At 37.9% G+C, this 24,980-nt stretch carries 24 protein-coding genes and 2 tRNA genes; 18 read left to right on the top strand and 8 right to left on the bottom strand.

Annotated elements, in window-relative coordinates; genetic code table 11:
* Nucleotides 1-151: 151 nt before the first annotated feature.
* Together ahpC and F960_RS16875 are read left to right on the top strand one after the other, a co-directional pair.
* Nucleotides 152-715 (top strand): alkyl hydroperoxide reductase subunit C, encoded by a 564-nt coding sequence (gene ahpC, locus F960_RS16880; RefSeq protein ID WP_004867890.1) that lies wholly within the window; start codon nt 152-154, stop codon nt 713-715.
* A 159-nt stretch (nt 716-874) separates the two neighbouring features.
* Nucleotides 875-1,747, top strand: a complete 873-nt coding sequence (locus F960_RS16875; RefSeq protein WP_004867889.1) for a pirin family protein — start codon at nt 875-877, stop codon at nt 1,745-1,747.
* A 326-nt stretch (nt 1,748-2,073) separates the two neighbouring features.
* On the opposite strand, the gene F960_RS16870 is transcribed toward F960_RS16875, so the two are convergent.
* Entirely contained in the window at nt 2,074-2,697 is a 624-nt protein-coding gene (locus tag F960_RS16870; protein ID WP_035372913.1) for a TetR/AcrR family transcriptional regulator, read from the bottom strand.
* 176 nt (nt 2,698-2,873) lie between these two features.
* On the opposite strand from F960_RS16870, the gene F960_RS16865 reads away from it, so the two are divergent.
* From F960_RS16865 to F960_RS16855, 3 genes are all read left to right on the top strand, one after another.
* On the top strand, nt 2,874-3,338 hold the full coding sequence (locus tag F960_RS16865) for a hotdog fold domain-containing protein (protein WP_004867882.1): 465 nt from the start codon (nt 2,874-2,876) through the stop codon (nt 3,336-3,338).
* A 419-nt stretch (nt 3,339-3,757) separates the two neighbouring features.
* A complete protein-coding gene (locus tag F960_RS16860; protein ID WP_004867881.1) occupies nt 3,758-5,056 on the top strand; it encodes an FAD-dependent oxidoreductase in 1,299 nt (432 codons plus the stop codon).
* A gap of 6 nt (nt 5,057-5,062) precedes the next feature.
* Nucleotides 5,063-5,923, top strand: a complete 861-nt coding sequence (locus F960_RS16855; RefSeq protein ID WP_004867879.1) for an SAM-dependent methyltransferase — start codon at nt 5,063-5,065, stop codon at nt 5,921-5,923.
* A 92-nt stretch (nt 5,924-6,015) separates the two neighbouring features.
* Here F960_RS16855 and F960_RS16850 read toward each other — a convergent pair.
* From F960_RS16850 to F960_RS16840, 3 genes are all read right to left on the bottom strand, one after another.
* Nucleotides 6,016-6,091, bottom strand: a tRNA-Thr gene (locus F960_RS16850).
* Nucleotides 6,092-6,252: 161 nt separating this feature from the next.
* The gene (locus F960_RS16845; RefSeq protein ID WP_004867874.1) at nt 6,253-6,744 is read right to left on the bottom strand and encodes a tetratricopeptide repeat protein; all 492 of its coding nucleotides are present in this window, start codon (nt 6,742-6,744) and stop codon (nt 6,253-6,255) included.
* Nucleotides 6,745-7,212: 468 nt separating this feature from the next.
* On the bottom strand, nt 7,213-7,440 hold the full coding sequence (locus F960_RS16840; RefSeq protein ID WP_004867873.1) for a hypothetical protein: 228 nt from the start codon (nt 7,438-7,440) through the stop codon (nt 7,213-7,215).
* A gap of 431 nt (nt 7,441-7,871) precedes the next feature.
* Here F960_RS16840 and F960_RS16835 point away from each other — a divergent pair, with 431 nt between their 5' ends.
* Genes F960_RS16835 through F960_RS16800 form a run of 8 tightly spaced genes read left to right on the top strand, consistent with a single transcriptional unit; the run spans nt 7,872 to nt 15,106 of the window.
* Nucleotides 7,872-8,612, top strand: a complete 741-nt coding sequence (locus F960_RS16835; RefSeq protein ID WP_004867871.1) for a GntR family transcriptional regulator — start codon at nt 7,872-7,874, stop codon at nt 8,610-8,612.
* Nucleotides 8,613-8,628: 16 nt separating this feature from the next.
* Nucleotides 8,629-10,365, top strand: coding sequence for a fumarate reductase/succinate dehydrogenase flavoprotein subunit (locus F960_RS16830; protein WP_004867870.1), 1,737 nt, complete (start codon nt 8,629-8,631; stop codon nt 10,363-10,365).
* Nucleotides 10,366-10,398: 33 nt separating this feature from the next.
* Nucleotides 10,399-10,644, top strand: a complete 246-nt coding sequence (locus F960_RS16825) for a 4Fe-4S dicluster domain-containing protein (protein ID WP_004867867.1) — start codon at nt 10,399-10,401, stop codon at nt 10,642-10,644.
* 13 nt (nt 10,645-10,657) lie between these two features.
* Nucleotides 10,658-12,112: an ABC transporter substrate-binding protein gene (locus F960_RS16820; RefSeq protein WP_004867866.1), complete on the top strand. Its 1,455-nt coding sequence runs from the start codon at nt 10,658-10,660 to the stop codon at nt 12,110-12,112.
* Nucleotides 12,113-12,159: 47 nt separating this feature from the next.
* Nucleotides 12,160-13,008: an ABC transporter permease gene (locus F960_RS16815; RefSeq protein ID WP_004867863.1), complete on the top strand. Its 849-nt coding sequence runs from the start codon at nt 12,160-12,162 to the stop codon at nt 13,006-13,008.
* Complete coding sequence (locus F960_RS16810; RefSeq protein ID WP_004867862.1) at nt 13,008-13,838, top strand: ABC transporter ATP-binding protein; 831 nt, start codon at nt 13,008-13,010, stop codon at nt 13,836-13,838. The genes F960_RS16815 and F960_RS16810 overlap by 1 nt, the downstream gene beginning before the upstream one ends.
* 4 nt (nt 13,839-13,842) lie before the next feature.
* Nucleotides 13,843-14,835, top strand: a complete 993-nt coding sequence (locus tag F960_RS16805) for a HEAT repeat domain-containing protein (RefSeq protein ID WP_004867860.1) — start codon at nt 13,843-13,845, stop codon at nt 14,833-14,835.
* On the top strand, nt 14,825-15,106 hold the full coding sequence (locus F960_RS16800) for a gamma-butyrobetaine hydroxylase-like domain-containing protein (RefSeq protein WP_004867859.1): 282 nt from the start codon (nt 14,825-14,827) through the stop codon (nt 15,104-15,106). Before F960_RS16805 ends, F960_RS16800 begins: the two co-directional genes overlap by 11 nt.
* Nucleotides 15,107-15,650: 544 nt before the next feature.
* Here the strand turns inward: F960_RS16800 and F960_RS16790 are convergent.
* Nucleotides 15,651-15,740: transfer RNA gene (locus F960_RS16790), tRNA-Ser, on the bottom strand.
* A gap of 120 nt (nt 15,741-15,860) precedes the next feature.
* On the opposite strand from F960_RS16790, the gene F960_RS16785 reads away from it, so the two are divergent.
* Nucleotides 15,861-17,741: a potassium transporter Kup gene (locus F960_RS16785; RefSeq protein ID WP_004867856.1), complete on the top strand. Its 1,881-nt coding sequence runs from the start codon at nt 15,861-15,863 to the stop codon at nt 17,739-17,741.
* A gap of 174 nt (nt 17,742-17,915) precedes the next feature.
* On the opposite strand, the gene ruvX is transcribed toward F960_RS16785, so the two are convergent.
* From ruvX to recN, 3 genes are all read right to left on the bottom strand, one after another.
* Complete coding sequence (ruvX, locus tag F960_RS16780; protein ID WP_004867853.1) at nt 17,916-18,347, bottom strand: Holliday junction resolvase RuvX; 432 nt, start codon at nt 18,345-18,347, stop codon at nt 17,916-17,918.
* Nucleotides 18,348-18,393: 46 nt separating this feature from the next.
* Nucleotides 18,394-18,948 carry a YqgE/AlgH family protein gene (locus F960_RS16775; protein ID WP_004867851.1) on the bottom strand — a complete coding sequence of 185 codons (555 nt, stop codon included), beginning with the start codon at nt 18,946-18,948 and terminating at the stop codon, nt 18,394-18,396.
* Nucleotides 18,949-19,451: 503 nt separating this feature from the next.
* Nucleotides 19,452-21,113, bottom strand: a complete 1,662-nt coding sequence (gene recN, locus F960_RS16770; protein ID WP_004867849.1) for a DNA repair protein RecN — start codon at nt 21,111-21,113, stop codon at nt 19,452-19,454.
* Between the two features lie 149 nt (nt 21,114-21,262).
* On the opposite strand from recN, the gene F960_RS16765 reads away from it, so the two are divergent.
* The 4 genes from F960_RS16765 to F960_RS16750 all read left to right on the top strand — a co-directional run bounded on the left by F960_RS16765 (nt 21,263) and on the right by F960_RS16750 (nt 24,936).
* Complete coding sequence (locus F960_RS16765) at nt 21,263-22,576, top strand: tetratricopeptide repeat protein (RefSeq protein ID WP_004867847.1); 1,314 nt, start codon at nt 21,263-21,265, stop codon at nt 22,574-22,576.
* A 133-nt stretch (nt 22,577-22,709) separates the two neighbouring features.
* The gene (gene ppnP, locus F960_RS16760; RefSeq protein WP_004867845.1) at nt 22,710-23,033 is read left to right on the top strand and encodes a pyrimidine/purine nucleoside phosphorylase; all 324 of its coding nucleotides are present in this window, start codon (nt 22,710-22,712) and stop codon (nt 23,031-23,033) included.
* A 171-nt stretch (nt 23,034-23,204) separates the two neighbouring features.
* Entirely contained in the window at nt 23,205-23,954 is a 750-nt protein-coding gene (rlmB, locus tag F960_RS16755; protein ID WP_004867843.1) for a 23S rRNA (guanosine(2251)-2'-O)-methyltransferase RlmB, read from the top strand.
* A gap of 55 nt (nt 23,955-24,009) precedes the next feature.
* Nucleotides 24,010-24,936, top strand: coding sequence for a DMT family transporter (locus F960_RS16750; protein WP_004867840.1), 927 nt, complete (start codon nt 24,010-24,012; stop codon nt 24,934-24,936).
* The last annotated feature ends 44 nt before the right edge of the window (nt 24,937-24,980 follow it).

Here is a 24,980-nt window from a genome sequence, read left to right as displayed (position 1 = left end):
TGGTATTTTGATCTGGAGTCTAAAAAGATATTTAATCTAAAAAATAGATTAATTGTATTTAAATTAACTGTTTTACCGATTTTAAAAAATTGAGTATTCTAAATTTACTAACTAAGCAATCCTAGTGAACTGAATTTAGAGGAATTTTTAAATGAGTTTAATCAATACTAAAGTTAAAGCGTTTAATGCAACAGCATATAAAAATGGTGAATTTGTCGAAGTTTCTGAAAAAGATTTCCAAGGTAAATGGTCAGTTGTATTTTTCTATCCTGCCGATTTTACTTTTGTTTGTCCAACAGAATTAGGCGATTTGGCTGATCACTATGCTGAATTCCAAAAATTGGGCGTAGAAATTTATTCAGTATCAACAGATACCCATTTTACCCATAAAGCTTGGCACGATAGCTCTGATGAGATCAAAAAAATCCAATACGCAATGGTTGGCGACCCAACGTGGACTTTGGCGAAAAACTTTGAAGTGTTGATTGAAGCAGAAGGTTTAGCTGATCGTGGTACATTTGTGATTGATCCAGATGGTAAAATTCAAATCATTGAAATCAATGCAGGTGGCGTAGGTCGTGATGCATCTGAGCTTCTTCGTAAAGTGAAAGCAGCACAATATGTTCATACACACCCAGGTGAAGTTTGTCCTGCTAAATGGAAAGAAGGCGAAGCAACACTTGCACCTTCAATTGATTTGATCGGTAAAATCTAAGTATTATTTTCCATCAAAAATAATTTTAAAAACCAAGACTTCGGTCTTGGTTTTTATCGTTCTGCAAATAGAATAATGCGTGCCATTTGTTCGCTCTTAAAAGGCATTTAAAAGTCTTAAACTGCCCTCAAATAGATTCCTAGAGATAGGAGAGTTGAAATGAAAAAAGTTGTAGGCGTTTACCGCAACCAAAATATGCATTGGGTGGGGGATGGTTTTCCTGTAAAAAACTTATTCTCCTATGATCGTTTAGGTCAAACCATTAGCCCATTTTTACTTTTGGACTATGCTGCACCTTATCATTTTGATGCAACTACAGCACAACAGGGTGTTGGTTCCCATCCACACCGTGGTTTTGAAACCGTGACCATTGCCTATAAAGGTGAAGTAACACATAAAGACTCTAGTGGCGGTGGTGGTACCATCAAAACAGGTGATGTGCAATGGATGACTGCAGGCAGTGGTTTAGTGCATGAAGAGTTTCATTCTAAAGCATTTGCTGAACAAGGCGGATTGTTTGAAATGGTGCAACTTTGGGTCAACTTGCCAGCAAGTGACAAAATGACACCACCTAAATATCAAGCCTTAGAAGCCAAAGATATCCCTTTGATTGAGCTTGAAAATGATGCAGGACATGTGCGTGTGATTGCAGGTCAATACCATGATCATCAAGGTCCAGCTGCAACTTTTAGCCCGATCAATGTCTGGGATGCAGAGTTGAAAGCGGATCATGAAAGCTATTTTCACGTACCTGTTGACCATACGACTTTGCTGGTGGTATTGGATGGTGGGTTGCTGGTCAATGATGAGCAACAAGTCAAAGATCATTCGATTGCAATATTTGCAAAAGATGGAGAATCTACGATTAAATTGACTGCAAGCGAAGATGCACGCTTTTTGATTTTGACGGGTAAACCACTCAATGAACCGATCCAAGGCTACGGTCCATTTGTGATGAATAGCAAAGAAGAAATCATACAGGCGTTTCATGATTTCAATACTGGGAAATTTGGTGAAATTCCAGTTGCCTAGACTTTGAATGTTGATTTAAGCAATAAAAAAACCTGCTATCAGTAGCAGGTTTTTTTACTTAAAAATATTAAGCTCGAAACAAAAAGCAATTCAACATTTAAATCTTATTGAGTTTTACTATCATGACTTAAGGCAGGATGCCGACCGTTGGACTGGTGGATATGGATATCCACTCAGTCCAACAGAGATTTTTGTTACTTTTAATCTCTTAAAAGTAAAGTTACTTGCCTACGCAAAGAGATCTAAATCATCATAGGAAGAAGTGGCTGTATGATTTAAAAATTCGAAATATTGATGAGCATTGGTTGCGTAACATCAGTAAATAATTAGATCAAAGACTTCAATGCTGCTTCGGCTAGAAAATGACGATACTCATGGGGTGAGGTCTGAACTTTATTTGAGAGCCAAGCACGACAATAATTTTCAGTAGGGCCAATCACGAGCGATGCATACAATTCGGTAGGATAATGGGGTAAATCCTGATCTATTTTTTTGATTTTGCTCAATAATATTTTGATTTGATCTTGGCTTTTTTGCTTGAGTTCACTTTGATGCACTCCATGACTGACATTGAAATGTGCGGAAAATTGAAAGCGAGCAAAATCAGGATGCTGCGTTACCCAGTCGGCATAACTAAAAATCACACCTGAAATGATACTTTTAAAATCAAGTGAATGATCTTGTTCTATTTCATTTAAATATTGCTGACGTAGTTGATTGAGATCATCTTGTGCTGCAAAAAATAGTGCCGCGACGATGCCATCTTTATTTTTGAAATGATGATAAATCGCACCGACACTGCTATCTGATTTTTGTCTAATCATTTCAATCGTCGTATTTTCAATGCCATGTTCCATAAAACACTGCAAAGCATCGAGCAGAATCGTCCTTTTCAAAAGCGCACGTCGTCCTGAAAAAATTCGTTCTAACAAAGCTTGATTGCTCATAATGCCCCTTTGAAAAGTATAAAAGTACTGAGATTTACAGAGGAAAGTATTTCAGGATGACTGCCTAGTATATAAAACAGAATAATATTCCTTTACAGAATTATATTCTGTTTTATCATTTAAATATAGTTTGATCTGATCCAGATCAACTTTAATCAAAAAATGAAAGGAAAAAAAGAATGGCAAATGCACTCAAACTCTGGCAAAGCATGTCCACTAAACCCGCAGGAAAATGGGCTTTTTCACGAATGATTTGTTTAAAAGCACCGTATTTTTCCAGCATTTCTCCAGTATTTGATGAGTTAAAAGCAAACTATTGCGCCGTTAAAATTGCCAAAAAACGTGCTGTGCAAAATCATATCGGAACAGTACATGCGATTGCGATGTGCAATATGGCAGAGCTTGCTGGTGGTACGATGACAGAAGTGACTGTGCCATCAACTCACCGTTGGATTCCAAAAGGGATGCAGGTTGAATATCTCAAAAAAGCCAATACAGACTTAGTGGCGATTGCAACACCTGAGAGAGAAGACTTTGATTGGCAGCAATCGGGTGATTATCCTGTCAAAGTTGAAGTTTTTGATACAAATAATGAAATTGTATTTAGAGCGATCATCAATATGTGGGTGTCTTTGAAAAAATAACAAGCGCATTGAGAGAAAATAAAAGGGTCTTCATCCCACACAACGAAGACCCTTTGAATACTTTATAGTATGTATTATTTATTATTTTAATTGTGTTTATGTGATGCAGTTCTCGTTTTTATGGGCGTATCATAATCACAAAAATGGGCTTTGTAAACCTATATTTTTACTTTTTGATTAAAATATAGTCTTTATTTTAAAAGAGAATATTTAAAAATATAAAAAATTCTTGTTATTTCAAAAGCTAAAAGAGCTTCATTTCTCTATTTTTAGGTATCTTTTGTTGTTTTAGTCCTAAACCTACAGTTTTGCTGAAATCTACCCAAGAAAAAAATAATAAAACTGGAACTTTTTAATACCAGCTTTTCCCTTTTCTTGCTTCATAATAAAAAAAATGGGTCAACTTACGGATAATAACTTTGAATATAGCAGTGATCGGTAGTGGCATGGCTGGGCTGGCTACCGCAAGAATTTTGAAGGATGCGGGTCATAACATCACAATTTTTGAAGCCTTACCTGGTCGGGGTATGGATAGTCACAGTATAGCGTTTGAAGGTGGGTTGATTGATGCACCTTTGCGTGTCATGAATCAGCAACTCTGGAAAAATACCTTAAGTTTGGCAACACATTTGGGGATAAAAACTTTTCCAGTACGTACTTTTATGGCGTGTAGTTGGTTATTTGAAGATAAGACCGAAACTTGGTTAACAACTTCTCGTACTCGTATCGGCAATTTCCCGATTATCAATAACCGTAAAGGCATTAAGCAATACGGTTGGCGCTTGGTTAAGGGAATGTTGCAGTTAAAAACAGCGATACATCAATTTTTTAAATCAAAAAATCAAGATATTACCCTTGCTGAATTTATCAATAATAATGAAATCGAAGAAGTATTTTGGCATGGCGTAGTCATGAATGTGCTCTATACCATCTGTACTTGTGATCCAAAAACCATGGGTGAGTGGCCGGCAAAACCATTATTAGTCTTTTTAAAACAATTGACTGATGGAGATGCATTGCTACGTTTACAAGGCGGAACACCAGCATTAGTCGATAAATTGATTGAAGGTATCGAACTCCACAGCAGTTCAAAAATCACTTTGGTTGAAGAACAAGGTGATCAAGTCTTGGTTAAAAATATCGAAGGTGAATCATTTCTCTTTGATAAAGTTGTTGTAGCAACGCCAACAACAAAACTTGAAGAATTTTTAAATCCAGAACAGTTTGCAGAAGATATTGCACTACTCAAACAATTTAGATTTGAAGATGGTGAATTGGTCATGCATACCGATCCAACAGTCATGCCTCCAAATCGTAAAGATTGGAGTGTTTTGAGCTATATGATGGATCGCCAATTTACCAAACAACAGTTTACGGTTTGGCTTAACTCAATTGAACCGAGCTTGGTTGGTAAAACACCAGTCTTCCAAACTTGGCGTCCTGTGACCGCGATTGATCCTAAAAAAGTGATTGCTAGTGTTAAATTGACTCGTGCTGTCGTTGATTTAAAAACTGTAGCCTTAAATAAAGAGATCCAAGAGCGTCATAAAGCCGCAAATCGTAAAGTGTTCTATTGTGGTTCATGGTCTTGTGATGGCCTACCTATTTTAGAATCGGCTGTGACCAGTGCAATGCATATTGCGGAAATTTTTGGCGCACCATTGCCATTTAAAGATTTAAAACCTAAAGTTGAGGTTGCCCCTGAACTCGGTTACTAATGCAAAATGAAATGGCTTCAAGCGATAAAGCAACAACTTCCAAAACATAAATATGCAATCAATGCAAAACTGTTAGGGGATGATGGCTTACTCGCTTGGAGTAATTTGGGCTTGTGGTCTGACACCACACTGCAAAAATCAGATGCCTATGTACAGGCATGCAAAGCTTTGGCGAAGCAACTTGCTGATTCCATACAGTTAAATAGTCAAGATCGTGTTCTAGATCTGGGGTGTGGACAAGGTGCGAGTTTGAACTTTTTCAAACAGTACTATGCTTTAAAACAGCTTTCTGGTGTTGAACTTCAGGCTGAATGCGTTAAAAAAATCAAACACAATATGCCACAGAGCGTAGATGTTTATTGCGAGTCATTTCTAAATTTAGCTGATATCCCATTCACAGAAAAATTTGATGCAGTGCTATGCATAGATGCTGCATATCATAGTAATTTGCACCATTTTTTAGACAATCTGCAAACAGTGCTTACCAACGATGGGCGAGTGGCTTTCCATTTTTTAATATTTTCAGAAAAATGGCGATATTTGTCGACCGTTCAAAAAGAAAAATATCGTTTATTATTAAAAGGTGCGGATGTTGATGCTTTGCATATCTACTCGAAAACACGTACAGAAGAAATTTTAAGACAACATCATTTCAAAGATATAGAGATAGAGGATTTATCTGAAGAGGTATTTTTAGGATTTTCAAAATATATAGCGCTGAAAAAACAGAGTGGGGCTTGGACTAGCGCTAAGCAAAATTTCTTAGATATTTTGAAAATAACAATGACAGCAAAACTATGCCATAAACTCTATCAAGATGGTGTGGTGCGTTATGTGAAAATGACTGCCAAAAATGCAAAAGCTTAGATCATAAAATTTAAATTAAATGATATGTGGAATGAATTGAAGATTGTATAGAAATAAAGAAAAAAGCTAACAACGTATTATAAGAATAAAAATGGTGCCGACACACGGATTCGAACTGTGGACCTACTGATTACAAGTCAGTTGCTCTACCAACTGAGCTATGTCGGCGTTGTTGCGTGAATTCTACAGAGTTTTTTTTAGATTGCAAGCGAAAAAATAAGCAGTTGAAAATATTTAAGCACTTTATAAAAAAAGGGAAGTTAAATGCGCACATTTCACTCAACTTCCTTATAAATAAACAACTTCAAAGCTTTTAAAACATTTTCAACTTAACGATTAAGCGCACTTTGCGCTAAGGTGTTACCTTGGTTTGCCGCTTTTTGATACCAAACTTGAGCAATAGCGTGATCTTGAGCTACACCTTGACCTGTTTGGTACATATCTGCAACTTTATATTGAGCTTTAGCATTACCTAGGTTTGCAGCTTTAAGATACCAATTGAAAGCAGTTTGCGAATTTGCTTGAGTACCGATCCCCATTTCATAAGCTGTTGCCAAATGGTATTGAGCTTGAGCATTGTTTTGAGCTGCAGCAGAGTTCAGCAAGGCAAAGGCTTTTTTGTAGTCAGTTTTGACTTCATCACCGTTAAAATACATCATTCCAAGCTTGTACTGCGCTGTAGCATCACCACGTTCAGCTGCTAAACTGTACCAAGCAGCCGATTGGCAGTCATCGCGATCCGTTGTTTGGTTATTTGCAGCTTGAGTTAAAGTTGAACATGCTAAGCCAATACTACAAATAAATAATGTGATTTTTTTCATATTAATTCTTCTATAATGTTAACTGGTTAACATATTTATATATAAAATGAGAATTAATGTAAATAGTTAGCAGTGAATAAAATCGAAAATATTTTTATTGATTTGGGCTTAATTACGTTTGTATTCTTCTAATTTTATGATTTATTTAGCAATATATTTTATAGAATATTAAATCAAAAAAAACTAATATTTAAATTATACTAAATAATATTATCATGGTTTTAGTAAAATTAATCATTGCCAGTATTATATTTTTAAGTCGGTTTGGCTTGGTTTTGAAAATTTAAAGTATATATTTTAATCTATTTAAAATATTAAATATCTTTATTTAGTATAAATAAAAAATGGCTCAAGAGTAAGTTGAGCCATTTTTATATTGATCGCTGACTGCGAGTGTTTAATTTAAGGTAGGGATAACGTCCTTTACTGGTATGGGTTTTTCAGGGCTTGTTTTTAATTTTTCTATCATTATTTGCTCCTCAAAATTTGATCTAGGTCTTGAGCACATTCTTCTAAAGTTAAAGCCATCTCCATTTGCATTTGTGGTTTGAGTTCGTTGGCGAGCCGTCTCCATTCGTTGATAAGCTGTATGGCTTTTTGTACTTTGTGTCGGTTGATGTCTTTGGCAATAGTTGGTGTATATCCACCACGTTTAGCATTCTTGATTTGTTTTACATAATTCATGCTGTTATTCATTATCGCTCCCGAATAGCAGATTTCTATGTGTACAACGTGCTTTTTCTTTTGCGTGGTTACCGCACTTTCATGTTAAAACATAAATATTGCATCTATGTGATAAATAAATTGTATTTTTTTATTTCATTGTTTAAAAAATAAACGTTTTGAACTGTGAATAATGAATGTTTAGCAGTCCTATTTTGATTGAAATTTATCCAGTAATGCTGAGAGAGATTATTGGATATTGTTGATATTTTAGCATAGATTTGAACATTTTAAGAAGGATATACTTTAATTTTCATTATTTTAATTTATTGATTTTTATTAAATTTATATTAAAAATTAAAGCTAATCTCGTAATTTTTCATAAATAAATCACAACATCATATTTAAGAATTAAAAAAATATAATCTACTATTTGCTCAAGTTGTTATAACAAGTTGAATGCGATGTCTGAACAGATCAGTAAACCAAATGTATCACCGTTAAATGAGCAAGTGAAAGAGCTGTTGCAACAACGAATACAGTCTGGTGAATATCCTGCTTTGAGCCAGTTACCCTCTGAAAATGAGCTTTCGGAATTATTTTCTGTGAGTCGGATTACGATTCGCCAAGCATTACATAAACTTTCTTTAGAAGGACTTATTTTTAAGGTGCATGGTAAAGGGACATTTGTCAGCAAACCTAAGGCTTATCAAAATATTACGCAATTACAAGGTTTTGCAGAGGCGATGTCTTCTACAGGGCACCATATTTTAAATGAAGTTTTATCAATTGATTTTATTGAAGCACCGCTTAAAGTTGCTTCAAAATTAAAATTGGCTGTTCGTAGTCAAGTCACCGAAATTAAGCGAGTGCGCTTGTTGAATAATGAGCCTGTATCTTACGAGTTAACTTATTTACCTCAAGAAATCGGCTTAAAATTATTGGAAAAACAAGTTGATTTGCGCATAAGCGATATTTTTACAGTCATCGAAAAAGAATTAGATATCCCTCTTGGTTATGCCGATTTAAATATTGATGCCATTCAAGCTGATGATGAGTTAGCACAACTTCTTTCACTCGATATCAATACTCCAATTTTAAGAGTCGAACGACTTACGCATGATGCAAATAAGCATCCGATTGACTACGAGTATTTGTATTTCTCAGGTGAAAGTTTCCAATATCAATTACGAATTTTTCGTTAAAAAAAGGAAAAATATAATGGAAACTAAATATTTGGAATATGACATTGTCGTTATTGGTGGTGGTACAGCTGGACCGATGGCGGCTATAAAAGCAAAAAAAGCAAATCCTGATTTGAAAGTTTTATTAATTGAAAAAGCCAACGTTAAACGTAGTGGTGCGATTTCCATGGGAATGGATGGTTTAAACAATGCCGTCATTCCTGGTTATGCGACTCCTGAGCAATATACCAAGGAAATTACCATAGCCAACGATGGCGTAGTAAATCAAAACACGATTTATGCATATGCCAAACATAGCTTTGAAACGATTCAGCAGCTTGATCAGTGGGGAATTAAGTTTGAAAAAGATGAGACTGGTGAGTTCGCAGTAAAGAAAGTTCACCATATGGGAGCATATGTACTGCCGATGCCAGAAGGACATGATGTGAAGAAAGTCCTTTATCGTCAAATGAAGCGTGCTCAGGTCAAAATTAATAATCGAATCGTAACGACCAAATTGCTTAAAGATGAAAATGGCGCAATCAATGGTGTTCTTGGTTTTGATTGCCGAAGTGGTGATTTTTATGTGATTAAAACCAAAGCTGCCATTTTATGTTGCGGAGCTGCAGGACGCTTAGGCTTACCTTCATCAGGTTATCTGATGGGAACTTATGAAAATCCAACCAATGCAGGGGATGGCTATGCAATGGCTTACCATGCTGGGGCAGAACTTTCCAATTTAGAATGCTTTCAGATTAATCCATTAATTAAAGATTATAACGGTCCAGCATGTGCTTATGTAACAGGGCCATTGGGTGGTTATACCGCAAATAGCAAAGGCGAGCGTTTTATTGAATGTGACTACTGGAGTGGTCAGATGATGTGGGAGTTTTACCAAGAACTTGAAAGTGGTAATGGTCCCGTATTTTTAAAAGTTGATCATTTAGCTGAAGAAACCATTCAAACCATTGAAGAAATTTTACATACCAATGAGCGTCCAAGCCGTGGGCGTTTTCATGAGGGCCGCGGTACCAATTATCGTTCGGATATGGTGGAAATGCATATCTCTGAAATTGGTTTTTGTAGTGGTCATAGTGCTTCTGGTGTTTGGGTCAACGAAAAAGCGGAAACCTCAGTTAAAGGTTTATATAGTGCAGGAGATATGGCTGCTGTTCCGCATAATTATATGTTGGGTGCATTTACTTATGGTTGGTTTGCAGGCGAAAACTCAGCTCAATATGTCGCAGAAGTCAATGATTCAGTCTTGAATCAGGCTGAAATTGATCAAGAGCGTGAACGCATTTTTGCGCCATTAAATCGTAAAGAAGGCTTGCCATCTGACCAAGTGGAATATAAGTTGCGTCGCTTTGTGAATGATTATTTGCAGCCACCCAAAACACGTCAAAAAATGGAAATCGGCTTACGCCGTTTCGAAGAAATCAAACGGGATATTGCTCAAATATCAGCATCAAATCCACATGAATTGATGCGTGCAGCAGAAGTCTCTGTGATTCGAGATTGTGCAGAAATGGCGGCAAGAGCATCTTTATATCGTACTGAAAGCCGTTGGGGCTTATATCACTACCGTGCTGATTTTCCAGAAAAAAATAATGCAGATTGGTTCTGCCATGCTCATTTGAAAAAAGATGAACAGGGAAATATGGTGAGTTTTAAAAAGCCGATCGAACCCTATGTCATCGAGATCGAAAAATCTGAACAAAACTCATATAACGAACTTCGTGTTCAAAAACAAACCCTTACACTCGCGGATTAAATATTCGTCATTCAAATATCCGGAAATAATATTATGGCTCTAATTTTTAAAGAAGTTTCGCATCGTACAGTTGCTCCAGTTTTAGTTGATGAAGATAAATGTATTGCGGATAAAGGTTGTACGGTATGTGTTGATGTTTGTCCTATGGATTTATTGGCAATCGACCCAGAAACCAACAAAGCTTTTATGCAGTTTGATGAATGCTGGTATTGCATGCCTTGTGAGACGGATTGTCCAACAGATGCAATTCAAGTCAACATTCCTTATTTATTAAAATAAAATGAGATTCATCATGTCCCAATTTCCTCATAAAAAAACATTACTGACGACATTTATTGGCTTGGCGTTTGCAGGCGTGATGACTGGGTGCGACAGTAAAAATGCAGACAAAACGGCATCGACTACGGATGCTAAAACAGTGCGTGTTGCAATCGGTACGCAAGATACGACGATCAACTGCGCTACGGGTGGTTTATTGATTCGTGAGTTAAACCTACTGGATAAATATTTGCCTAAAGATGGACAATACAAAAATGTTAAATATGACATTCAATGGAAAAACTTTACTTCAGGTGCACCATTAACGAGTGAAATGGTTGCTGATCGTTTAGATATTGGCGCAATGGCAGATTTTCCAGCAGTAAATAATCTTGTGGCATTTCAGAAAGCTGGAAAGCAGAGTTTATTTTTAAATCCTCTTTCTGGAAGTACAACAGGAAGTGGTAATGCGATAGTAGTGCCTAAAGATTCAAAAATAAATTCGATTGCTGAGTTAAAAGGTCAGACGATTTCTGTTCCTTTTGCATCGACAGCGCATGGCTTGTTATTACGTGTAGTGAAAGAACAAGGGTGGACGCTAGATAAGGATATTAAGATTATCGCTCAAGCACCTGAGGTTGCTGGTCCTGCATTAAAGAGCAATAAAATTGCAGCCCATGCTGATTTTGTTCCTTTTGGTGAGTTATTTGCATATCAAGGCATTGCCCGAAAAATCTATGATGGTTCTCAAGCCAAAGCGCCGACATTTCATGGTTCAATCGTAAGTAAAGATTATGCGGAGAAACATCCTGAAGTCGTAAAAGCTTATCTGCAAGCAACCATTGAAGCAGATCAACTGATCCAAAAAGAACCTGAAAAATATAGTCAATTGATCGCTGACAAAACAGGTATTCCCGCTGAAGTTGTATATTTATTTCATGGTCCATTAGGCTTGCAGACCCGTGATTTAACTTGGAAGCCCGAATATCGTCAAGCGACCCAGACGGCAGTAGATACGCTTAAGATGTTGGGTAAAAATGATGGAAAAATTGATGTAAATCATTTTATTACAGATCAATATATCAAAGAAGCCTTTACAGCGTCTCATCTGGATTATTCAAAATCTCTCAATAATTATGGCAAATCGCCACTTGTTGCAAATGATGCATTCACAGGGAAGCCAATCCAAACTTTTAAACATGTGACTCAAATATGGGTTAAGGGTGAGGATAAAGTACGTAGCTATGAAACTGCTGAGCATGCATTTCAAGATCTAAAGAAAATAAAGCAAGCGGGTAAGCAAACCAGAGTTGTTTATAGTCAAGATTTTCAGTCGGATATAAAACTACTCTCAAATTTGGCGTGGTTTGCAACTGATAAGACTGGACAAATCCAAGCATTTTTACTCAAAAATGATGCAGAACAATGGGCCAAGTCACATGCTGGAAAAGTCTATGATTTCAATGCCGCTCAGCAACTCGTCAAATAAAGAAAATGTGTGGTCTAACATAATTGCCAAGAATAAGGAAAAGCATTATGGGAAGTGTCATTGAAAATAATGAAAAGACTTTGCATCCTGTCTTTTCATTGCGGTGGAATGTATTTAAAAGTAAGAATTTGAAGAAAGTACTTTCGGGTACTTTATCAATATTGCTGTGTTTGTTGCTTTGGCAAGCACTGACCCAATTTAAAATCAATTTGGGGATTGTCAATTTTAGTAATGTGCCGACACCCATTGAGGTCGTACAAGCCATTGTGCAGTTTTTTCAACTCCCAATTGCGATGGCTCACTTGCGAGCCAGCATTTTACGGGTATTGGTTGGTTTTGCTTTGGCTGGTTTTGTCGGCGTTGGGCTTGGGTTATTGATCGGGCAATATAAGCGAGTTTCTACATTTTTATTGGCACCGCTTGAAGTATTGAGGCCGATCCCAGCAGTGGCTTGGATTCCCTTAGCTATTTTAATTTTTCCATCCTCTGAAGCTTCGATGATTTTTATTACCTTTATTGGCGCTTTATTTCCAATTTTATTGAATACCGTTCATGGTGTGGAAGCGATTGATCCACGACTGATCGCTTCGGCAAAAAGCCTCGGTGCTTCGGAAATATCTATTTTAAGAGAAGTGGTTATTCCGGGTGCATTGCCAAATATCACTACTGGTTTATCGATAGGAATGGGTACATGTTGGTTTTGTTTAGTGACAGCTGAAATGATATCGGGGCAGCTCGGAATTGGTTATTTCACTTGGGAATCTTTTACCTTACAAAACTATAGCAGCATTGTGGTGGGTATGCTTTTAATCGGTGGATTGGGCATGTTGAGCAGTGCTTTGGTTCGTTGGGTCGGCAAGAAATTTACGCCTTGGTATCAGTTGAGGAAATCCTAATGGCAAATCAACAGGGTGAAATAGAAATTAGCAATTTGTCTTTACATTTAGGGCAGGGGCAACAAAAGTTTCAAGCACTTCATCAAGTCAATATGCACATCCGACCAGGAGAGTTCGTCTGCTTACTTGGCCCTTCTGGTTGTGGGAAATCAACATTACTTGGGGCATTGGCAGGACATTTAGAATTTTCATCTGGAGAATTAACGGTCGATGCAGAAGCTATTTCAGCTCCGCATCCAGATCGAGGATTAGTTTTCCAACATCACACTTTATTTCCGTGGAAAAGTGTTATTGAAAATGTTGCTTTCGGTTTGAAAATGAAAGGAATAGCGCAATCAGAGCGTTTAAAACAAGCACAACAGATGATTAACTTGGTTGGATTGAAGGGTTTTGAAAATAAATTTCCAGCAGAATTGTCAGGAGGAATGCAACAACGTGTAGAGATTGCCAGAGTTTTGGTAAATCAACCCAAAGTGTTGTTGATGGATGAACCATTCGGTGCTCTGGATGCGCAAACCCGTATCCGAATGCAGCAACTGTTACTTGAAATTTGGCAAGATATACAGACAACGGTTCTGTTTATTACTCATGATATTGATGAGGCCTTATTTCTTGCTGATCGTGTTTTGATTATGAGTCATCGTCCAGGTCGGATTATTGAAGAAATTTCACTGAATTTTCCGAGACCCAGAGATATTGATATCGTAACCACAGCCGAATTTACCCAATTAAAAAAACATTGTATGCATGCGCTACAACGAGAAATTTTAGAAGATATGAGTCGCCTAAATCCATTAGGTATACCCAAAAAAGTAGCTAGCGAGGGATAATACAATGCATTTTCATTACCCAGAATTGAATGATTTAGACGAAGATGATTTAGATTTTTTAGATCAATTGAATCAAAATGATGAAAAAAGACGTTTCATTACTTTAATGAATATCGCAGATGAAGAGCGAGAGGAATTATTGCCGTGGCTACATTATGCTTTAGCTAGTGATCCATCTGCTCTCGTAAGGATTGAGGCTGCCAAAAGGCTTGAGGGATGGGAGGATGTTGCAACACTTCAAACTTTAGCCAATGCCTTATCTGACTCGGATTTGGATGTTATCGCAGCAGCTACACAAAGTTTAAGCGAAGTGAAGCAAATACCATCAGCAGCAGTCCTTGTAGATTATCTTTCAAAAGATGAAAGTCTAGTCAAGATTGCAATTTTAAAAGCATTGAAACCTTTACGAGATCTTCAATTTTATCAACAGATTGAAAAACATATTTATCATCCAGATGTTTTAGTTAGACGTGAAGCTGTAAGCACATTAAGTTGGTTACAACAAGAACAAGCTATTGAAAGTTTAAGTCAGATTGCACAATCTGATCCAGATTTAGAAACACGCCGTATCGCAATCGGTGGTTTGGCATATTCTAAACAAAGCAATGATAAAGTGAATGAAGCATTAGCTCATGGCTTAAAATCAGATGATTGGCAATTAAGAGTTGAGGCTGCTTCAACGATTGGAAAATTAAAATTAAGCTTACTTGAATCAAATTTGATCGCACTGCTAGATGATCCATACTGGCAAGTGAGAATCGCGGTGGTTCGTAGTTTAGGGCTGTTAAAATCCAAAGAATCACTCGCTGGGCTGGCTCAAAATCTCAATTATGAAATTAGCAATTTACGCAAAGAGGTCGCTTTGGCTTTAGGGGAGATTGGAGGGGAGCAAGCAGAACATTTACTGCAAATACATGCCGATGATCCAGACCCTGAAGTGCGAAAAGCTGTACGGATTGGACTGAGTCAAATTCGAGGACTCGTTTATGCAAGTTAAGCCATCGGATATCCAGTTTGATACAGAACACAATTTGATCCATTTTGTTTGGGAAAATGAAAAAACGGTTACATTGAGTCATGATCAACTTCGACAATCATGCCCATGCGCTTTTTGTCGCTATAATAAAATCAAAAAATTGCCTGTAACGTTGGTCGAACATGTTCATGTTGTGGAACTAAATAGTCAGGGTTATGGAGCACAAATTTGTTTTAGTGATGGACATGATAAAGGTATATTTCCTTGGATTTATATAAAGAATATGTCTTAGTGATTGATTTAGGATGGGAAATTATTTTCCCATCAATGGATTACATCATGTTTTATGACTTATATAGAATTATTTTTTCTTTTGAATGGTTAAATAAGTGATGAATAATACAGTAAAGATTTTGATATTTTATTACTATGAAATTATTTAATTTATATCATTTATCATATGCACAAAAGTATCGTCGAGCACTCAGAAAAAGAATGATTATTAAAAAAATTTATGGCGGTTTTATTATTTTTTTTCTGATCACCATGATTTCTTTATCAATTTATATGGTTTTTAATGTTGTAACTAAATTTAGTTTTAGTATTTTCATGCTTGTTTTTATTCTTATAGCTGTATTTTATTGGTTAAAATTACATTTTTATTTTGCAATTAAAATATATGAAAGGTGTTCAAATCGTGAGTTAAGCTTATGAAAAATAATATTATAGTTTTACAGCTTGTGTTTTTTTAAAGTTGATAGAATCAAATACAAAAAAAAGCCTAAACCCTTTAGATTTAAGCCTTTTTTAATTTATAAGTTTAATTATTTATATCTTGGCGGTGAGAGAGGGATTCGAACCCTCGATACGCGCAAACGTATACACACTTTCCAGGCGTGCTCCTTCAGCCACTCGGACACCTCACCATGCGCGGCGATAATAGCGAAAAAGTGAGAAAAAGCCAAGAAGAAACAATACAAATAGAGCAAAAGAATTCACACAGTGATACTATTGCGCAAAAATACTGTCTAAATTGAAGACGAAATATGCAAAGTACTGCAAAAAAAGCCGCATTGCCTGCGATTACCCTAGCTGCACTAGGGGTTGTGTTTGGAGACATTGGAACAAGTCCCTTATACGCACTTCGTCAGTGTTTCTTGGAAGCACATATTGCGATTACAGAAACAACTGTACTGGGTATTTTATCGCTGATATTTTGGTGTTTGATGCTGACCATTAGCTTCAAATATGTCACGATTATTATGCGTGCAGATAACAATGGAGAAGGTGGGATCATGTCATTACTGGCATTGAACCTACGCTCGACACGCATAGCTGATAATAAAAAAATATTTCTGATAGCCATTGGCTTTATTGGTGCATCACTTTTTTTTGGTGACGGCATTATTACTCCAGCGATTTCAGTACTCTCAGCCATTGAGGGTTTAAGTATTGCAACACCGATGTTTAATAAATGGATTATGCCTTTAGCGATCGGTATTTTGACGGCATTATTCCTGATACAAAGACATGGTACGGGGACGATGGGCAAATTTTTTGGTCCAATCACACTGACTTGGTTTATATCGATCGGTTTGATCGGCATACATAGTATTAGCCAAACGCCTTACGTCTTGACCATGATCAGTCCGCATTGGGCGATCAATTTTATTTTTCATCAGCCTTTAGTGGCTTTTTTTACCATGGGTGCTGTGATTTTAACGGTGACGGGTGGTGAAGCACTTTATGCAGATATGGGGCATTTTGGACGTTTGCCGATACGGATGGCGTGGTTCTTTATCGTATTGCCGTGTTTGGTTTTAAATTATGCTGGGCAAGGTGCCTTGTTATTGCGTAATCCAAATGCGATTGAAAACCCATTTTTCTTATTGGTTCCGCAATGGGCGTTGTATCCTGTGATTGCACTGGCGACGATGGCAGCAGTTATTGCTTCTCAAGCGGTGATCTCTGGCGTATTTTCTATGGCAAATCAGGCGATCCAACTACGCTATTTGCCACGATTAACGGTGCATCATACTTCGGATGTCGAGCAAGGTCAGATTTATATTCCGTTTATTAACTGGATTTTATATGTTTCGATTTTATTGCTCATTTTGATTTTCCAAACCAGTGCAAACTTGGCCAATGCTTATGGTGTGGCAGTAACCATGACCATGCTGTGCGATACCATCTTGATCACTTTCTTGGCTTACGGTTTTTGGCGTTGGAAAAAGTGGAAAGTGGCATTATTTGCGATTCCATTTTTATTGATTGATTTGATTTTTATTGCCTCAACCTCCTTGAAAATATTCTCAGGAGGCTGGGTGCCGATGCTCATTGGTGTGATTGTCTTTACAGTGTTAATGACATGGCGAACAGGGCGAGAAATTGTCTTTAATCGTTTGGAAAAGGATGCTTTGCCACTTGAGCTATTTATTAAAAGTGTCAGCTTAAGTGATGAAACGATTTTTGTACCAGGTGAGGCTATTTTCCTGACAGGCACGCCAAATATGGTGCCACATGCGATGTTGCACAATATTAAACACAATAAAGTGCTGCATGAGCGCAATATCTTAGTCACAGTGATTACCCGAGATGTGCCTTTTGTACCAGATCAGGAGCGAGTGAGAGTTGAAGTGCTGGATGATCGCTTCCAACGAATTTTTGTTTATTATGGCTTTAAAGATCAGCCGAATATCCCTCAAGCACTCGAATTGGCTTATAAACAACTCAGCCAAGATTTCGATATGATGCAAATGAGCTTCTTTATTTCACGGGATCGTTTGATTCATACGGTGGGTGATGGTATGTCACCGTGGCGTGAAAAACTGTTTATTTCAATGCAACGAAATACCAGTCCAGTGAGTGATTTTTATCAAATTCCACCTAACCGTGTGGTTGAAATGGGAAGTCAGATTGAGATTTGATGTTGAATCATTTTATTTGATCAAGAAAAGCCAAGATTAATGTCTTGGCTTTTTTATTTTAGGTTCTAGTGTTACGCAGTATGCTAAATTGAGTTGAAATAGAAGATCAAATTGTTGCCTGACGTGACGGAGTCTTAGGTCAAAATAAATATTCATTTTAAAATCAAAACTGACCTAAGGTTTTAAACCTTCAGGATTGCGATACCAACTTTCGATAAATAAACAGGCTGCCATACTATCTGCTGCGATATTTTTAGCACGACCTTGCTGATGGTAGCCATCAAGCTCATCTCGTGCAGCACGCGTTGTTAAACGCTCATCGACCATCCACGTTTCGATATTGGTTTGATGGCGCAAACGTCTAGCAAACTTTCGTGCCCGTGCAGAAAGTTCAGATTCAGTTTCATCCATATTGAGAGGCAAACCAACCAAAAATAGAGTGGGCTGGTGCTGTTTGATAATTTTATGCAATTCATCCCAATTTGGAATGCCATCTTTCATTGGAAATAAAGCCAGTGGATTGGCACTCTCAATGAGGGATTGTCCAACAGCCATTCCCATTTTTTGAGTGCCAAAATCAAATGCCATGATGAGTTGTGAAGTCATTAAAATATTTACTGTAAAATTCTGCCTAGTATTTTACAAAGCCCGTCTAGGCATGTCCAATTTCTGAAGATAACCAGTTGCGGTCAACACCGATTTTTTTGTAGGCCGCATCCCAGCGGTCTAAATAAGGTAGATTGAAAATAAGGTCCATGTCCGCATCACAAATCAGCCAATCACCACGTGAAATTTCATCTTCGAGTTGATTTTTGCCCCAGCTCGCATAGCCGAGAGCGATTTGATAGCGTCCAACACCTTCATTATGGGCAATGGCATCTAAAATATCTTTGCTTGTGGTGATACAGACATTTTCACCTACAGCAATCGATGAATGCCAAGTCGGTTGCCCTGTATGCAACACAAAACCCGCTTCTGGACGTAAAGGGCCACCCAATAACACTTCATGTGGATGCACATTGTCTGCATCAATTTCTAGATCATTTAAAAGTTCTTTAATTTGTAAACCCGCAGGACGATTGATAATAATACCTTGAGCGCCATCCTCATCATGTCTTGCAAGATAGATCACCGTATTGGCAAAAATATCATCATTCATTTCAGGCGGCGCAATAAGGCAACGATGTGTCAAATATTGTTTGGTCACCTAAATGATTCTCCTATTCGCTTTTGCTTTTTTAAAATCACTTTATTTATCTATAAAGTGCATGATTTAGAATAAAATTCCATATATTTATTTCACCATAACTTACTTTTTCAATGGATACAAAATATATCTACAAAATAATTATAAGGTTTTGTTATATGTATGTTTATTTTAAATAAGCAGGCATTTTTTAAAATTCGGTTTTGAGGGTTTTTAATATTGTCGGCTATAGAGTAATTGTTTGATTTAAATATACCCACAAGTGGTATCTATAAAATAGTTTCTTATTCTCAAAATAAGGTCAGCATTTAAATACTCTCGTCCTTTCGCTTCGCCTTGCGCTGCGAACAAAGCAGTGCTTTGTTCTTGCTCAGGGTTGTAGCTAAAATTATCTCAGGCATCGTTACGAAATTTGAAAATGGTCTCGTCATTCTCTGCATTTCGTGCCTTGCCTGCTCAATTTTAGCCAACAACGCAATTCAGTTGTGAAATGTCAACAGACCCTAATGCACTTGGAACTTTAATTGACGCAATTGTTTTGCATGTTGCAGTGTTGTTTCGTTAATTTCTACACCGCCTGTCATTCGGGCAAGCTCTTGGATACGGTCAGTTTCTTCTAGCTCTATAATGGTCGAGCTTGCAGGATCTGTTTGCAGTTTTTTAACTAATAAATGCTGATCGGATTGGGCAGCGACTTGGGCTTGATGAGTGATACATAAAATTTGTACATGCTCGGCTAAGCCAGCAAGTAGGCGACCAACGATTTCAGCAGTACCACCGCTGATCCCGACATCAATTTCGTCAAATACTAAGACTTCAGCTTCAGTTTTTTCAGCATTCATCACTTGCATGACTAAGGCGATTCGCGAAAGTTCACCCCCTGAGGCAACACGTGCTAAAGGTTGTGCTGGTATCCCTTTATTGGCTGTAAACAATAGCTGAATTGAGCTTAAACCCTCACTTGATGGTTGTTCCAAAGGTTCAAACTTAAACTCAAAGTAGGCTTCTGGCAGTGCAAGTTGTTTGACTTGTTCGGTCAATTGTTTTGCCAAAGGCGTCGCTGCATCACGTCGAATTTGATCTAGATGCTGTGCTTTTTCTAAAAATACTAGATGTGAAACTTCAACTTGTTCTGCCAATGTTTCTGGATCTTCAAGCTGATGTAGTTTTTCTAGTTCTTGTTGCCAATTTTCGTGTTCAACTTTGAGTTGTTCGGGTTGAGTACGATATTTTCGTGCCAAACGATGGAAGACTTCGAGTTGAGAATTGAGTGCTTCCATACGTTCAGGATCAAAGCTTTGACGATCTATAAACTGTCTTAGATTTGCTGTGGCATCCTCAATTTCACTTTGCGCATTGAGCATAGAGTTGTAGATTTCAGAAAGTTGATCACTGCGTCCAGCATGTGACTCAAGACGACGAATAATAGATGAAATCTCTTGGGAAATATTTTGTTCAGATTCATCTAATACATCAACACTATAAGCACAATCCTGCATGATATGTTCGTGATGGCTTAAGCGATCAAATTCTTGTTCGATTTCTTTATAATCGATTTGCACCACTTCTTCTAATTCTTCGAGTTGCAATTCGAGTGTTTCGATACGTTGTAGGCGTGTGGCTTGCGCATCTAAGGCTGCTTGATGTTGGCGTATATTTTTTTGCCAAGTGCTATAAGCATCTCGTACATCTTGGGCAGGTTGGTAAAAATTGCTGTAGTGGTCCAGCCAATGTTTTGGATAAGGTGGTTCGAGGAGTTGTTGTTGGCTATGCTGACTGTAGAGTTGTACCAATAAGCGTCCGATCTCTTTTAACTCGGACAAACTGCTTGGACGACCATTGATCCATGCCTTACTGCGTCCTGTAGCAAAGATCACTCGACGTAAATGGATTTCACCTGACTCGTCATCTAGTTCATGCGCTTGTAGCCATTTTGCTTCGGGGCTATTTTCTTGATAGCTAAAGATCGCTGTTACATCAGCTTTTTCTGTACCAAAACGAACATAATTGGTATCTGTACGTTCACCCAAACATGCCGAAAGTGCATCGAGTAATAAAGATTTTCCTGCACCTGTTTCACCAGTAAGTACATTAAATCCTTGTTCAATATCCAGAGCAAGATGATCAGCTAAAGCAAAATTGATGAGAGTTAAATGAGTCAGCATAAACGCATCCAAAGCTGCGAGCAGTTAAATGTATAGGACAAGTTAAATCTAAACAAGATAAACCTAAACATAGTCAAGTTTTGTTTTTGTCACAAGTAGCGATTTATTTTATGATAGGGTTAATTTACTCATTCTATACCAATTTTATCATGAAAATGAAATTACCTTTGCCAAAACCACCGATAAAAAGGCAACAAAAAACTCAAAATATTGCCGCGTTAAATAAAAAACTAGAGCAGCTTTCAAAAACTTTTCGTGCCAAAATTTCAGTCGGGGATTATGCAACCGCTTATGCTGTGATTTCGGAGGCATTTCAAATTGTACCGAATAATCAGGCTGTACTCATGGATCTCGCTTTCACAGAGCTTCGTTTGCATAAATATGATGCAGCCTATCAACATTATCTCAAGGCGATTAAGCAAAGTGGTGCCAATGTCGATACCAATATTTATGATGGTATGGCAGAAGTATGTCATTTTTTGGAAAATGCAGAAGAAACTCGAAAATATGGTGCATTAGCCATTGAAACCAAAATTCAGCAAGTTCAAAACGAGCCTGTGGTTGCCACCATTTCAAATGCAGCTCCTGCGTTTGATCCAACCGATCCTAATCGCAATATTATTGCTTATTCTTTATTTGGTGGATTGCCTCGCTACTGCGAAACGTCTTTGATCAATGTGGATTTGTGCAAAGAAATCTATCCGGAATGGACCTGCCGTTTTTACGTCGACCAATCTGTACCAGAGCATATTCGCCAACGCCTTGAGGAAAAGGGTGCACAAGTAGTACTCGTCACAGAGAAGCAAAAAGAGATTTCAGGCTTATTTTGGAGATTCTTTGTGATGGATGATCCTGAGGTGAAGCACTTTTTGATTCGAGATGCAGACTCCTTGGTATCCTATCGTGAAAAAGCCGCTGTGGATGAATGGCTAAAAAGTGGTAAATGGTTCCATACCATGCGTGATTTTTATTCTCATACCGAATTGATTTTGGCAGGGATGTGGGGCGGTGCACAGGGTGTATTTAAAGGGATAGAACAACATATCCGTCAGTATATTCAGACGGGGCGCTTTCTGAACAATCGAGTTATGGATCAGCATTATCTTCGTTATTGTGTTTATCCAACGATTGCACAAAGTGTGATGGCACATGACAGTCAAGGCTTTGAAAAAGCGGGGCAACCATTCCCAAGCCATAGCAAGCAAACTGATTTTGAAAATTTATCCCAATTTCACATCGGAATGAATGAAGGTTCATCTGCGATCGGTGTGCAAGTCAAACATCCGACTGCGACTAAAGTGAAATGGGAATTGTTGGATGAACATGCAAAAGTTGTGTGTAGTTACGATGCAGATGTTCTAGCTTCAAGAATAATAGAAGTGGATATTCCTAGACGTTATGCACGAAAAATTGAATCTAAAGATTGGACAGTCACCATTTATCCATATATAAACTCTGATTGATTAGTTGAACAAGCACAATTAAACTAGAGTTTGTTGGCATTTCAGAGTGCTTGTGTTGGCAAGTCTTTGGAAATGTAAGCGGAAGCTACACCAATCAAAATTATATTTAGTGCGCATTATCTGGAGAATACGCATGTCATCACAGTTTGATCATGTATCAGTGATAAAAAAATCAAATGTCTATTTTGGCGGATTATGTATTAGCCATACGGTTCAATTTGAAGACGGTACCAAAAAAACTTTAGGTGTCATTTTGCCTAGTGAAGAAGCTTTAACTTTTGAAACACATGTTCCTGAACGTATGGAAATTATTTCAGGTGAATGTCGTGTTTTCATTGCTGATAGCGCTGAAAGTGAGTTGTTCCGTGCGGGACAATCTTTCTATGTACCTGGCAATAGCAAGTTTAAAATCGAAACAGATGATGTGCTTGATTATGTGTGCCATTTAGAAGGTTAAGTTAGCCTCCTAAACAGTCAGAAGAATAGCCAAGATATTTTCTGTAAAATCGGTTAAAATATCTCAGCTCAGATCAATCCTGTAAAGTCGGCTTTGCAGGATTTTTTGTTTGTTGCTGTTTTCATTTCAAAGTTTCATTTCCACGTTTAAGTCTTTAAGTTGAGGTTGTTCATGGCTAAACCAGAATATTATTATGGCGTTCATTCTGTAGAGTCATTGCTTGAGCTTGAACCAGAACGTGTTTTGACCCTATTTGCTTTAAAAGGGCGTGAAGACCAACGTTTACAACGTATTTTTGAGTTGGCTGAACCGTTTGGGATCAGTATTCAAAAAGCCAGTCGTGATACTTTGGAAAAGTTGGCAGGTTTGCCATTTCACCAAGGTGTAGTGGCAGCAGTACGCCCTCATCCAAGTTTAAATGAAAAAGATTTGGAAACGCTTTTGGATCAAAATCCGAATGCATTTCTCTTGGCATTGGATCATGTCACAGACCCACACAATCTTGGCGCATGTATTCGTACAGCAGCTGCAATGGGTGTGCAAGCCGTGATCGTACCACGTGACCGCTCAGCTAGTTTGACACCGACTGCACGTAAAGTTGCAGCAGGCGGTGCGGAAAAAGTGAAGTTTATCCAAGTCACCAATTTGGCTCGTACATTAGGCAATATCAAAGAAAGCCACAATGTGCGTGTGATTGGAACCATGCTGGATGAAAATGCTTTGCCTTTGCAACAATGTGATTTGACTGGTTCAATTGCAATCGTCATGGGTGCTGAAGATACAGGTTTACGTCCAATCACCCAGTCTCAGTGTGATCAAAAAGTTTTTATCCCGATGTCAGGCAACCTGCAAAGTTTAAATGTCAGTGTTGCGACAGGTATGGCTTTATATGAAGCGTGCCGACAACGTCAAGCGGATTAAGCTTTAAGGTTGCATTCTTAAGTTTTAACAAGATCGAGTTCAAAGAAGTTCGCTTATGTCCCCCCGATCCCAAGGTTATTTGTATATCCTCATTACCATGTGTATTTGGGGGGGGTTTACAATAACCTCTCGTTTAAATGCGCTGTGGCATATCAGCCCTTACGACATCACAGCGCTACGTTTCGCACTTGCATTTTGTATTTTGATGCCGATTTTGATCTATAAAAAAGATACTGCTTTTTTGTGGAAAAAAGAGCCTTTTATCTTGGCAATGATAGGTGGTGTTATCTACTGCCTAACCTCCTACAGTGCATTTCATTATGTGCCAGCCGCACATGCAGCAATTTTCTTAAATGGCTGTATTCCACTCTGTACCGCCGTCGCTGCTTTTGTATTATTCAAACAGCCTTTTGATAAGCATACATGGATCAGTTTGATCATTATGCTATCTGCCATCGCCCTGATGAGTTATTTGATGTACCAAGCCACAGGTGTTGCTTTTGGTTTTGGTGACTTGCTGTTTTTCTTAAGTGCGATTTGGTGGGGAATTTTTACAGTTTTGTTGAAAAACTGGAAACTTTCCGCATGGCATTCGATGGCGGGTGTTGCAATCTGGTCAGCGATCATCTATGTGCCGATTTATATCTTGTTCATTCCAAAACATTTAAGTGATGCTTCGGTTGTTCATTTAACGATTCAAACGATATTTCATGGCATATTTGTGGTGATGGTTGCGACATTGGCTTATGTTGAAGCCATTAAGCGATTGGGCGCATTTAAAACAGGCAGTATCGTGACACTTGCGCCGTTTATTGCAGCGATTATCGCTGTTCCTATGCTAGGTGAGCCTCTTAGCCCTGCGATCATTTGTGGCTTGATCGGTATGGGAATTGGAGCATTACAACCTTGGCGTTGGTTAGGGCACAAAGATCCATTGCAAACACATTTAGATCAACAAAAAGAGAAAATGTCTAAGTCTTAATCTGAGCATTGATCCAAGCTTGATCATGAAAATGTCGCTCAATT

The organism is Acinetobacter gerneri DSM 14967 = CIP 107464 = MTCC 9824, from assembly GCF_000368565.1.
GTDB lineage: Bacteria > Pseudomonadota > Gammaproteobacteria > Pseudomonadales > Moraxellaceae > Acinetobacter > Acinetobacter gerneri.
The sequence above is the reverse complement of the archived record's forward strand: the minus strand, read 5'-3'. Positions and strand labels throughout refer to the sequence as shown.